The sequence below is a fragment of the Spirochaetota bacterium genome (assembly GCA_030154445.1).
Lineage (GTDB): Bacteria > Spirochaetota > Brevinematia > Brevinematales > Brevinemataceae > Brevinema_A.
In genome coordinates, this window is sequence record JAGUQW010000002.1 from 283493 (window position 1) to 295535 (window position 12043).

The 12043-nt window shown below is 28.8% G+C and carries 15 protein-coding genes and 1 tRNA gene; all 16 read left to right on the forward strand.

The window, feature by feature from the left end:
* Positions 1-41: 41 nt before the first annotated feature.
* The 16 genes from KFW21_01460 (at position 42) to KFW21_01535 (ending at position 11862) form a co-directional block, all read left to right on the forward strand.
* A complete protein-coding gene (locus KFW21_01460) occupies positions 42-257 on the forward strand; it encodes a hypothetical protein (protein MDK2818102.1) in 216 nt (71 codons plus the stop codon).
* 123 nt (positions 258-380) lie between these two features.
* Positions 381-1409, forward strand: a complete 1029-nt coding sequence (locus KFW21_01465) for an FAD:protein FMN transferase (protein ID MDK2818103.1) — start codon at positions 381-383, stop codon at positions 1407-1409.
* Positions 1410-1436: 27 nt separating this feature from the next.
* Positions 1437-2693: an RnfABCDGE type electron transport complex subunit D gene (locus tag KFW21_01470; GenBank protein MDK2818104.1), complete on the forward strand. Its 1257-nt coding sequence runs from the start codon at positions 1437-1439 to the stop codon at positions 2691-2693.
* Positions 2694-2802: 109 nt separating this feature from the next.
* Positions 2803-3429: an FMN-binding protein gene (locus KFW21_01475; protein MDK2818105.1), complete on the forward strand. Its 627-nt coding sequence runs from the start codon at positions 2803-2805 to the stop codon at positions 3427-3429.
* Entirely contained in the window at positions 3429-4253 is an 825-nt protein-coding gene (gene rsxE, locus KFW21_01480; GenBank protein MDK2818106.1) for an electron transport complex subunit RsxE, read from the forward strand. The genes KFW21_01475 and rsxE overlap by 1 nt, the downstream gene beginning before the upstream one ends.
* Before the next feature lie 2 nt (positions 4254-4255).
* Positions 4256-4843 (forward strand): hypothetical protein, encoded by a 588-nt coding sequence (locus KFW21_01485; GenBank protein MDK2818107.1) that lies wholly within the window; start codon positions 4256-4258, stop codon positions 4841-4843.
* Between the two features lie 26 nt (positions 4844-4869).
* A complete protein-coding gene (locus KFW21_01490) occupies positions 4870-5073 on the forward strand; it encodes a hypothetical protein (protein MDK2818108.1) in 204 nt (67 codons plus the stop codon).
* A gap of 12 nt (positions 5074-5085) precedes the next feature.
* Positions 5086-5373 (forward strand): RnfABCDGE type electron transport complex subunit B, encoded by a 288-nt coding sequence (locus KFW21_01495; protein ID MDK2818109.1) that lies wholly within the window; start codon positions 5086-5088, stop codon positions 5371-5373.
* Positions 5374-5440: 67 nt separating this feature from the next.
* Complete coding sequence (locus KFW21_01500; protein ID MDK2818110.1) at positions 5441-6385, forward strand: site-specific DNA-methyltransferase; 945 nt, start codon at positions 5441-5443, stop codon at positions 6383-6385.
* 58 nt (positions 6386-6443) lie between these two features.
* Positions 6444-6770 (forward strand): thioredoxin, encoded by a 327-nt coding sequence (trxA, locus tag KFW21_01505; protein MDK2818111.1) that lies wholly within the window; start codon positions 6444-6446, stop codon positions 6768-6770.
* 78 nt (positions 6771-6848) lie between these two features.
* On the forward strand, positions 6849-7631 hold the full coding sequence (locus tag KFW21_01510; protein MDK2818112.1) for an enoyl-ACP reductase: 783 nt from the start codon (positions 6849-6851) through the stop codon (positions 7629-7631).
* A 168-nt stretch (positions 7632-7799) separates the two neighbouring features.
* Positions 7800-8444, forward strand: coding sequence for a MotA/TolQ/ExbB proton channel family protein (locus tag KFW21_01515; GenBank protein ID MDK2818113.1), 645 nt, complete (start codon positions 7800-7802; stop codon positions 8442-8444).
* Positions 8445-8478: 34 nt separating this feature from the next.
* Complete coding sequence (locus KFW21_01520; protein MDK2818114.1) at positions 8479-9966, forward strand: hypothetical protein; 1488 nt, start codon at positions 8479-8481, stop codon at positions 9964-9966.
* A 15-nt stretch (positions 9967-9981) separates the two neighbouring features.
* Complete coding sequence (locus KFW21_01525) at positions 9982-11298, forward strand: ATP-dependent 6-phosphofructokinase (GenBank protein ID MDK2818115.1); 1317 nt, start codon at positions 9982-9984, stop codon at positions 11296-11298.
* 13 nt (positions 11299-11311) lie between these two features.
* Positions 11312-11396: transfer RNA gene (locus tag KFW21_01530), tRNA-Ser, on the forward strand.
* Between the two features lie 163 nt (positions 11397-11559).
* Entirely contained in the window at positions 11560-11862 is a 303-nt protein-coding gene (locus KFW21_01535) for a hypothetical protein (protein MDK2818116.1), read from the forward strand.
* Positions 11863-12043: the final 181 nt, after the last annotated feature.

A 12043-nucleotide genomic window follows, 5' to 3' on the forward strand; every position in this document is an offset into this window, starting at 1 on the left:
GTCAACTTATTTTTTTTTAATTGACAAAAGATGATAAATCTATGAATTCAATACATAATAATACAGGTGTTGGTAACATTATGGTGTATAATTTAGATGAAAATCTACAAAAACATAATAAAAAAATAAAATATATTTATGGTAAGGAATTGTATATTTTAAGAATCTTTCATTTTGAAGTAAAAATAGAAAATCATTATAAATATTTAGAACAAGATTTAACGGTAATAGAGAGAGAAAAAAAAATAATCAATTGAAAAAATCAAATAGAGATTTGTTTTAGAAATATTTGTGATATATTAAATTTATGAACTTTACATTTTTTTAAATTTACTTTATACTATATATCATTTATAAATTATAAATTTAGGTGGTTTTGTTTGAAAAACAGGTGTAGTATATTTTTTGTTTTCTGTATTATATTTTTAATTAATTGTTCTTCAAAAACTTATCAAAGATATGTATATCAACAAAAATTAATGTACACTTCTTTTGATATAGTATTTTATTCTCAGACATCAAAATTCAAATTGAATTCAAAAATCAATCATATTTGGGATACTTTAGATAATCTTGAATATAATCTTTCTGCAATTGGAGATGGTTTCGTAGGTACACTTAATACAGATGGATTTATTAAAGAAGATAAGAATCCTGAAATTTTTCAAATAGTATCTAATTTTATTGTTCGTTCTAAAATAATAAATCAACAAAGTAATGGAGCATTTGATATCACGGTATATCCCCTTATTCGTTTATGGGGTTTTTATATTCAAGATATTCAAAAAAGAGTTCCAACAGATCAAGAAATCGAGGATACTTTAAAATGTACAGGGATGGACAATATTATTTTTACTAATGATGGTATTTTATTAAAAAATAATGTCAAATTAGATTTAGGTGCTATAGCAAAGGGATATGCTGTAGATGTTGCTTTAGGAATGCTTAAAGATATTACTAATATTAGTGCTGGTTTTGTAAATGCTGGTGGTAATGTGAAAATATATGGAGCAAAACCTGATGGAACACTATGGAAGGTTGGTATACGAAATCCTAGTGGTGGTGATGTGAAAGAGATAATAACTTTGTATGATGGGGAAGCAATAGCTACTTCTGGAGATTATGAACAATTTTTTGAAGTAGATGGTCAGTACTATCATCATATTTTTAATCCTAAAACAGGAAAACCTGTGACACATAATCTAGCATCTGTTAGTGTTATATTGAAAGGTAGTGCTGAAGAGACAGATATATTAGCAACAACATTTTTATCAATGGGTATAAAAAAATCGAAAGAATTATTAGATGTTTTTGATAAAGAACAGGAACATTCTATATTATATATAGAGCGTAATGGTAAAGAACTTGTGTCAGAAGCTAATAATGCTTGGATTCAAAGAACAAAATAATTAATTAAATATTTTATAGGAGGATATATGACTACTGCTACATATTCAGATAAAATCTTACAAGAATTTCCTTATGCAGATAAAGAAAAGCTAAGTAGAAAAATAATGATACATTTTCTTATTGCATTAATGTTTCCTATTGGAGCAGGTTTTTATTTTTTTGGTTTAGCTATGGTGAGAACAGCTGTAGCTTGTGTAGCTTTTTCAGTATTAACAGAATTTGTCTTGAATAAAATTATGCATAAAGAATCTACTTTGAGTGATTTGACAGCTATAGCAACAGGATTAGTAATTGCTATAAATATGAGACCTGGTTTGGGATTGTACCCTCTGTTACTAACAAATATTGTTGGAATAGCTATAGGTAAAATTATTTTTGGTGGTGTTGGATTTAATCCTATAAATCCTGCCGTAGTAGGAAGATTACTGCCTGTTGCTGGTTTTCCTGGATTGTGGGCAACTTCAATTCGACCAACTATTCCAAATCTAATGGAATATGCCGGATTAACATATTGGGAAGCAACTCAATATACATTTGTTAAAAATGTAAAGACACTTCCTTTCTACAACAAAGTTGTAGCAGCACAACCTGCTCACGCGCCATATTCATTTACAACAGAGCTAAACACATCATACGATGTTCTTTCTGGAACAACATATTTGGAAACAGTTAAAAATTGGTATAAAAGTGGAGTAATGCCAGAAGGTATGGAAAATCTTACTGAATTTTTTGATTATTGGACTTTATTTATTGGAAATATGCCGGGAACATTAGGTGAAACTTCAAAACTTGCTATTTTATTAGGATTTCTTTACTTAGTAATTACAAGAGTTATATCACCTTTAGTTCCTTCATTAATCGTTCTTTTTATGGGTATTTTTGGTTGGATTTTTGCATCAACTCGTATAGGACCGTCTACAATAGGCCCTATGGGACTTTTTGCAGGAGATCCATTGATATGGATTTTAGCAGGTGGAGCAATGTTAGGTTGTGTTTACATGGAAACTGATCCTGTTAGTTCTCCTCGTACTATACAGGCAAAAATTTTGTATTCTCTATTATTTGTAAGTATTGTAACATCTATTCGATTAGTTTTTTCTTATCCAGAAGGTGTGTCTTTTGCTTTGTTAAGTTCCAATTTGATAATTCCATTCATTGATCAATTGTGTAATCCGAAACACAAATATGCACAACAAATCAAACAAATTTTGATAACACTTGCTATTATCTCAGTTGTTTTTTTAACTGGAATCTTTGTTTATAAATTTTTTTTTAATACCTAATCTGTAAGTATAAAAGTTATATATGCGATCTAATATCCCTTATACTTAAAGGATATTTTCAGATAAATTTGTAAATAAATAATAAAAATAATAATAAAAAGGAAAAAAAATGTTAAAAGATGCTCCAATTGGTTCACCTATTTTTCATATATGGAATGTGCTATATCTAACTATATTTTCTAGTATAATGGCTTTTGGTGTTTTATTTGTATATTATATAACATATCAGCCACCAAATCCTTTAGCAGATGTTCAATTAATGTTAGGTGATAGTTTAAGGTTATATAACATTGAACAAAAGAATATGATCAAAGAAGAAACACTTGCACTTAATATTATGGATCAAACATCAATAAATATTTATTTTGAAACTCCAGAATTATTAAGATTTTATATAACAGACAAAGTTACAGGAGAGCCTGTAATGACAGTTTTTTCTGTTTCTTCTGGTGGTTTTGGAGGATCTGTCCGTGCTTTAGTTGGTACGGATGGTAATAAAGTGCTTGCTATGCGTGTATTAGATGTTACTACAGAAACAGCAGGTTTAGGGCAACGAGTAGCTGAATTTGGTTTCCAACGTCAATTTATTAACAAGACTTTAGATGAACTACCTATAGATAGAACAGAGTGGGATTCAAAGGGAATAGATATGATTTCAGGAGCTACTTTTAGTTCGTCAGCTATAGTTGATAATATTGACAAAGCTTTTAATCTTTATCAAATGGGAGAAAACTAATGAATAAACAAAATGACACCCCTTCTTCATGGTCAGAATTAGAAAAAGGTTTTTTAGCACAAAATCCAGTATTTGTATTATTAATAGGTTTGTGTTCTTCATTAGCAGTATCTACAAATGTTTCTAGTGCATTGGCTATGGGATTAGCAGCCTTATCAGTTCTTGTTTGTTCTAATATTATTATCTCACTATGTCGTAATATTATTCCTCCAGCTGTTCGTGTTCCTGCTTTTATTATTGGTATCGCTGGATTTACAACAATAATTGAAATATTAATGAAATATTATGCTCCAACTCTATATGGAGTACTAGGAGTTTACCTACCTTTAATTGTTGTAAATTGTATTATTTTAGGAAGAGCAGAATCTTTTGCGAGTAAAAATACAGTTTGGAAATCTACTCTTGATGGTTTAGGTATGGGTTTAGGTTATACTGCAGCTCTAGTATCCATTGCAATTCTTAGAGAATTATTAGGTAATGGAACTTTATCTTTTCAAATGGCAGAAGATATAGGTATTGTTTTGAATTTTACCCATCCTGTGGTGCAAGATATAACTAATCCAATAATAAATGTAGTGAACGTTTTTGGTACACCAACACCAATTAATCAAGCTCTAAAAGAACAATATTTAACAATATTTAATATAGTTCATATTATTCCTGAGCCTCTTCAATTAATGAAACTACCTCCTGGAGGATTTTTAGTAATGGGAATTTATCTTGCTATTTTACAACAGTTTACTATTGTGAAATCAAAGAAGAAAGTAGCAGCCTTGAAAGCTGCAGCAGTTGCAAAAAAAGTAGAAGCAAGTAAAGGAGTATAAAAATGGCTGAATCATCATATTTTATAATATTTATTACTGCTATTTTAAGTGGAAACATGGTTTTTGCTAAATTTTTAGGTCTTTGTCCTTTTTTTGGTATAACTAATAAAATGGAAGATGCTGTAGGAATGGGATTAGCTGTTATATGTGTTCAAATGGTAACAGTATTACTAACATGGCCTCTATATCATTTAGTGCTATTACCTTTAGGGTTGGAAGTGTTAAAAACAATGATGTTTATTCTTGTTATTGCTTCTTGTGTTCAAATGTTAGAGGCAATTATGAAAAAAATTACACCTAAACTTTATAAAAACTTAGGCGTATTTTTACCATTAATTACTACAAATTGTATTATTTTAGGAATAGCACTGATTATTATTTCTGAAAAATTAGATTTTGGAAGAGCTTTGTGGTACGCATTTTGTGCTTCTTTAGGATTTATGTTTGCTCTAGTGTTGATGACAGCCATCCGTGATAAAGTTAAAAATGCACCAATACCAAAAGCTATACAAGGAGCTCCTTTAGCATTTTTTATTGCTACAATTATATCTATAGCATTTATTGGATTTGGTGGATTTGCAATAAATTAAATATATTATAAATAACAGGAGTTTTTATGATTATACCAGTACATATTATTTATAATTTATTAGGGATAGCAAGTTTTTTTAGTGTTTGTGCATTTATTTTTTCTTGGAGTGCTGCTAAAGGTATAAAAATTCAATCCTGTAAAGGTGATAGTGGTATGTGTGGTTGTGATGGACAAGAACACAAGCATAATACGACAGCTGAAAAAATATTAGCATTAATTAAAGAGTAGAAGGAGATAAATATGGATATTTCTATTGTAATAGTAGGAACTATTGTTCTTAGTGGAACAGCATTGATATTAGGTCTGGCAATTTCATTTGTAACACAATTATTTTATGTGGAAATAGATCCGCGTATTGATCAGCTTTACAATATTTTACCACATTTTAATTGTGGAGCTTGTGGACATCCTGGTTGTGTACCTTATGCAGAATCTATTATAAATGATAATGAACAAACAAATAAATGTAAACCAGGTGGAGCTAAAGTAGCTGCTCAAATAGTAGAATTTTTAAATTCTAATAAATAAATAAATATTCTCTCTACTATATGATAGAGAGATTTTTATTTATTAGAGATTTTTATTGAGGAATATAATGAATGAAAAGTCTTCTAGAAATAAAACAATAATTATAACAGAAGAAGATAGGCTAAGTTTAGAAAAAAATATCTTAAGAGAAGATGGTGAATTTTCTATAAAAAATATCACTAATAAAATAATTTTAGGAGATATATTAGCTATAATATCTAAATTACCTAAAAATTTTATAGATTTATTAATTATTGATCCACCTTATAATCTTTCAAAAAATTATCATGGAAATAAATTTCAAGAAAGATCTGAACAAGAGTATCTTGAATATTTGGACAGTTGGTTTGTCCAATTAATACCTTGTCTCAAATCAACTGCTTCTATATATGTCTGTTGTGACTGGAAATCTTCACAAGCTATTTATATGACAATGTCTAAATATCTTATTATACAAAATAGAATTACATGGCAAAGAGAAAAGGGTAGAGGAGCAAAACAAAACTGGAAAAATGGAATGGAAGATATTTGGTTTGCTACTTTTTCTAAAAAGTATTATTTTAATATAGATGCTGTAAAAATAAAAAGAAAAGTTATAGCTCCTTATAAAAAAGATGGAGTTCCTAAAGATTGGAAAGAGACCAAAGATGGTAATTTTCGCTTAACTTATCCTTCTAATTTTTGGGATGATATATCTATTCCTTATTGGTCTATGCCTGAAAATACAGAACATCCCACACAAAAACCTGAAAAACTAATTGCAAAATTGATTCTAGCTAGTTCAGAAGAAGGAAATTTTGTATTTGATCCCTTTTTAGGGTCGGGTACAACAGCAGTGGTTGCTAAAAAATTAAATAGAATATATTCTGGAATAGAACAAAATATGGAATATTGTTTATTAAGTGAAAAAAGATTAAATAGAGTAGAAACTGATAAGTCCATTCAAGGTTATACAGGTGTTTTTTGGGAAAGAAATACAAAACCTGTAAAAGAAAAAAATAATATTGAATAGCGATGATTTTTGTGTTATAATTAATTTTAGTAATAGCTATTATAAATAGGGGGCAAATATGTCAGATAAAGTAATTAAAGGAAATGATCAAAGTTTTGATAAAGAAATATCAGAATCAGCGACTCCTGTATTTGTAGATTTTTGGGCTGATTGGTGTGCTCCATGTCGTATGATAGGGCCATTCATTGAACAAATTGCAAAAGAGTATGATGGTAAATTAAAAGTTATAAAATGTAATGTTGATGAATGTCCAGAAAGTGCAGCTAAATTTCAAGTATCTAGTATTCCAGCTTTATTACTTTTCAAAGATGGAAAATTAATAAAAACAACAACGGGTGCTCTTCCATTGGTACAAATGAAAGCTTTTGTAGAAGAAGCACTTTAAAACTTTATTTTTTTTTAAAAATATGTTATAATAACTAGTTAGTTAATTCTAGCTAGTTATTTTTTTTAGGAGAGATCTATGATTTTAAAAGATAAAGTTGCACTTGTTACAGGTGTTTTAAATGAAAGATCAATAGCATATGCTATTGCAAAACAATTTAAAGAACAAGGGGCAACAGTTATTTTAAGTTATCAAGAAGGACTTCAAGATCGTGTTGAAAAAATTGGTGCAGATCTGGGAATTACAGATTTGTATGCTGTAGATGCTACTAAAGAAGATCAAATAGAATCAATGTTTCAGAGTATTGATAAAAAATACAAAGGAATAGATACGGTTGTTCATGCTATTGCCTTTGCTAAAAAAGAAGAATTAACTGGTGGTATTACAGAATCTACTTCGGAAGGATTTTTACTTGCTCAACAAATTTCATCATATACACTTATTACTTTAGCAAAATATGCTGCCCCTCTTATGGAAAAAAGAGGGGGTGGATCAATACAAGCTTTGACTTATATTGGATCAACTCGTCCAATGCCTAATTATAATGCTATGGGTGTTGCTAAAGCTTCTTTAGAATCTATAGTAAGATATTTAGCATTTGAATTAGGTTCAAAAAATATCCGTGTTAATTCTATTTCTCCTGGTCCAATTAATACTCTTGCTGCTAGAGGTATTACAGGATTTAAAGATATGTACAGAGGTGCTGTTGATTCTCAAGTATTAAAAAGAAATCTTACCCCAGAAGATGTTGCAGGAACAGCTGTGTTTTTGGCATCAGATTTAAGTACCATGGTTTCTGGTATGATAATGTTTGTTGATGGTGGTTTCCATTGTGGAACTAGCTTTACAAATGAAAATTAAATAATAATAACTTTTTATAACGAATATAATAAAAACATCCTACTATTTTAGGGTGTTTTTATTTTACTAAAATCAATAATATTTTAAAAACATATTATTAAATTCTTGACCAAAATTAAATAATAATATATAATATTGGAGGTATAATTAGCTAAAGGTGGTTGTAATATGGATTATTTATTACAGGGTGGTTGGGTAATGTTTGTTATCGTACTTTTTTCCATAATTGCATTAGCAGTATTTTTTGAACGCTTGTTTTATTTGCATATAGTAGTGAATAATGCAAATATTATTCGAAAAGAAATGCAAGAGCGATTTAGAGGGTTAAAGGTTGGTGAAGCAATTGCTATTTGTGATAATTATCCAGGAACAGCTTCTAATATTATTAGAGCTGGATTGAATATGGCTTCACGCTCTCGTGAAGAAATGGAAAAAGCAATGGATGATATTGCCAAATATGAATTACCTAATTTAAATAAACATTTACCAATTCTTGCAACTATAGTTAATGTCTCTACATTATTAGGATTATTAGGAACTGTATTGGGTATGATTACTTCTACATCTGTTTTGGCATCACAAGGCTTGGGTAATCCACAAGAATTAATAGGTGGGATTGCTCAAGCTCTGGTAACAACAGCTGCTGGATTGATTGTTTCTATACCAGCATTGATAGCTTACAATTATTTGATTGCAAAAATTGACAATATTATTATTAATATTGAATCAACGGCTACAGAATTAATTAAAGTTCTTAAACCAAATATTCTTACAGGATTGAATTCAGCCTCAAATACATTAAAAAAATGGTGATAATAAAATACAAAGTATAAGTAAGGGTGTAAGAATGAAAGTGACTTCAAAAAACAAACATAAAATAATAAATAAAAAATATTTTTCAAAAATTGTATTACAAACTTTTGTATGGATGTTAGTTATAGCATTCGTTTCTACTATTGGCGTAATGTGGGATGATAATGGTATGGGATACCCTGTAGTATTAGAATCATCTATAGGAAAAGTAGATCTATCTCCTCGTAATTTATATATGTTAGAATATGATAGAATTGATAATCAATTGAAAGTAAATAGTGCAAATATTGATCCTAGAATATATTCTAGATATCTTCAAAATATTACTCTTACAAATACAACGGCTTCTTTTATTAGAAATTCATTGTATGAAGATATGAAAATCAAACCGTCTTTAAAAATGAAACAAGAAATTCAAAATAATACGGGATTACCTGCTAATGTTGTTGAATTTCAATATGGGGAGAGTTATTATAGGGGTGCTTTAGGTATTATACCTATATTAAGTTCTCCAACTGTTTCTGATATGTATGTTATTGATAATCTTAAAGATTTCAATATAGCAACAGAAATATTAGTATTAAATCAAACTAATTTCTTATTGGCGAAAATTTCAGAAGAAGATAAAGCTAAGTATTATGAACAAAATTTTATTGATTGGCTTGACGAAGTAGAAGTCCAAGATTTTAAAGTAGAAAATAGAGGTCAAGCAAGACGTGTTATTAATATGCTTAAAGAGAAGGGAGTTGAAGAAACTATCAAGGAACTCAATACTAATAAAGACTGGGCAAAAAAGGTTGTTATCAAAAATAACCTAAAATTAACAGCTCAAAAAGAAACATTTTCTCATTTAATTGATGTTTTGACAGCTTATAAAAATAAAAATTCAGATAACAGTATTGTTATTACAGATCCTATTTATAATAATGGGAAATATCATATATCTGTTTTAAATTCAATTTTATCTTTTGATCAATTAAAAATTTCTACCCAAAGAGATGTTACAATAGATTATCTTACAAAGAATTATTATAAAATATTAAAAATATATAAATCAGAATGGAAAAATACTGTTAAATTATTTAATCAACAAATTAAAGAAAATACTACTTTTTCTTTAATTGCTAATGAAATTTTAGGGACTGTACATCATACAACTCAACCTTTTAATATGTTGCAAAGTTCTATTACTAATGTTTTGGGTGAGGCGTTAGCTCTTCCTATACTTACAGATCCTATTGTATTAAAGAATATTTTTGAGACATCAGTAATGGAAATGTCTACCGTAATTAGACCAAAATTTACTAAAGACTTATTAATAGTTGTTAGACCATTAGATAAATCTTATAATAAAAATATTAAGAATACAGAATCATTACTACAAGATCAAAATTTTCAGAAGAATGTATTTGTTTACAAACAAAATATTTTTGAAAGATCTTTGAGTTCTGAGTTATTAAAAAAAAGATATAATATTAAAATATACCCAAAAGTACTTAGTAATTTAACCCCTAAGTATTAAAAACAGGAAAATATTATGAATAAACAGTTTGTTATCAAAGACTTGGGAAAAGCAACTCATACTGCACCTTCTTTCAATTTGGGATCTTGTAGTTTTGTAGCTGATGATGAAAGAGTTCTTTATGATGTTATATACAATGAAAAAACAAAGCAAATGCCTGATCCTGAATTTTCTTTTGAAAAAGCTGGGCCAAGAAAAACAATGTTTTTTGATCCCAAAAAAACAAAAGCAGCAATTGTCACTTGTGGGGGTCTATGTCCAGGAATAAATGATGTAATTCGTGCTATTGTTAGAGAATTATATTTTGGATATGGTGTTCATTCTATTTTAGGTATTCTTTATGGTTACAATGGATTAATCAATTTAAATAAATACAAACCAATAACTTTAGATCCTGAATATGTTGATGATATTCATACTTTAGGTGGGACTGTTTTAGGTTCATCTAGAGGTGGTGGAGATAAAGTTAAAGAAATGGTTGATAATCTAGAATTTTTAGATGTTAATATTCTTTTTACTATTGGTGGTGATGGTACTCTGAAAGGAGCTCACGGTTTAGTTGAAGAAATTGAACGCAGAGGATTAAAAATTTCTATTGTAGGTATTCCTAAAACAATTGATAATGATATTAGTTATATTCAGAGTTCTTTTGGATTTGAGACAGCTTTTAGTTTGGCTGTAAATGCTATTACTAGTGCTAGTATAGAAGCAGATAATGCTCCTATGGGAATAGGATTGGTTAAATTAATGGGTAGACATTCCGGATTTATTGCTACAAATGCAACACTTGCTATGAATGATGTCAACTTTGTTTTTGTTCCAGAAGTACCATTTAAAATGGATGGGCCAGATGGATTTTTATTTGCATTAGAAAAAAGATTGCTTGCGAGAGATCATGCTGTAATTTGTATGGCTGAAGGTGCTGCTCAAGATATTTTAGTAGCAGATGCTGCTCTTCAAGAAAAAGACGCATCCAATAATGTGAAATTAGAAGATGTTGGTATATGGATGAAAAATCGAATTATACAATATTTTAAATCTAGAAATTTAGAAGTGAATTTGAAATATATTGATCCTAGTTATATGATTCGAAGTGCTCCAGCTTGTCCAAATGATTCATTATATTGTTTATTATTAGGGCAAAATGCAGTCCATGCAGCGATGAATGGAAAAACTGATCTGATTATAGGTCGTTGGAATAATATATATACTCATGTTCCTATTACGTTAGCTACTTCAAAGAGAAAATATTTGAATGCAAATTCAATATTTTGGCGTAATCTTATGTCAGCAACTAGACAACCTCTTGAAATTTTTGATATGAAAAAATAATATATTAAATTATGGGAAGATGGCCGAGTGGTCGAAGGCGCATGCTTGGAAAGCATGTAAGCGGTAACGTTTCGGGGGTTCGAATCCCCCTCTTTCCGAAGTCCAGTCGGACTTTTCTAAAACCATCATAGAAATATGGTGGTTTTTTGTTTTGAAAGATAATTATATATAATAGAGGTGTAAATTATAAATAATCACGAAAATAATGTACATAAGTATATTAAAGATAATCCTATACATAAGGATTCAAGAGTATTAATTTTGGGTACAATATACCCTAGTAAAAACACAAAAGAATTTATGTATTTTTACTTCTATGGGAATAATTATACAATTTGGAATATTCTTAAAAAAGACTTTCCTAATTTAGATATATATTCCTATGATGATGTTAGCGATGGTTCTAAAAAAATTGAATCTGCTGGAAAAATTAAATCTATGTTATCAAAAAATAATATTACTATTTCTGATCTTGTTAAAGTACCTAAAAGAAAAGACGGAGCGAAATTCCATGTTGATTTTTTTGAAGAAGAAACAGAGTATAATATAGAATTAATAGAGTAAATTAAAAATAGTAGTATTGAAACTATTTATTTCATGAGTGATATTGTTAGAAAAATATTTTCTAGTGTTATGTTTAGTATGGTATTGTAGAGGAGTATATCATGATGTAAGCTAATGATATACTATATAAACACTAATTAACAGTGGAATCTAATCAAACATTGATATTTACTATATAACG

Bases quoted from the DNA above. Each gene is read 5' to 3' on its own strand.
- KFW21_01460 (MDK2818102.1), top strand. From the start codon at position 42: ATGAATTCAATACATAATAATACAGGTGTTGGTAACATTATGGTGTAT.
- KFW21_01470 (MDK2818104.1), top strand. From the start codon at position 1,437: ATGACTACTGCTACATATTCAGATAAAATCTTACAAGAATTTCCTTAT.
- KFW21_01475 (MDK2818105.1), top strand. From the start codon at position 2,803: ATGTTAAAAGATGCTCCAATTGGTTCACCTATTTTTCATATATGGAAT.
- rsxE (MDK2818106.1), top strand. From the start codon at position 3,429: ATGAATAAACAAAATGACACCCCTTCTTCATGGTCAGAATTAGAAAAA.
- KFW21_01485 (MDK2818107.1), top strand. From the start codon at position 4,256: ATGGCTGAATCATCATATTTTATAATATTTATTACTGCTATTTTAAGT.
- KFW21_01490 (MDK2818108.1), top strand. From the start codon at position 4,870: ATGATTATACCAGTACATATTATTTATAATTTATTAGGGATAGCAAGT.
- KFW21_01495 (MDK2818109.1), top strand. From the start codon at position 5,086: ATGGATATTTCTATTGTAATAGTAGGAACTATTGTTCTTAGTGGAACA.
- KFW21_01500 (MDK2818110.1), top strand. From the start codon at position 5,441: ATGAATGAAAAGTCTTCTAGAAATAAAACAATAATTATAACAGAAGAA.
- trxA (MDK2818111.1), top strand. From the start codon at position 6,444: ATGTCAGATAAAGTAATTAAAGGAAATGATCAAAGTTTTGATAAAGAA.
- KFW21_01510 (MDK2818112.1), top strand. From the start codon at position 6,849: ATGATTTTAAAAGATAAAGTTGCACTTGTTACAGGTGTTTTAAATGAA.
- KFW21_01515 (MDK2818113.1), top strand. From the start codon at position 7,800: ATGGATTATTTATTACAGGGTGGTTGGGTAATGTTTGTTATCGTACTT.
- KFW21_01520 (MDK2818114.1), top strand. From the start codon at position 8,479: ATGAAAGTGACTTCAAAAAACAAACATAAAATAATAAATAAAAAATAT.
- KFW21_01525 (MDK2818115.1), top strand. From the start codon at position 9,982: ATGAATAAACAGTTTGTTATCAAAGACTTGGGAAAAGCAACTCATACT.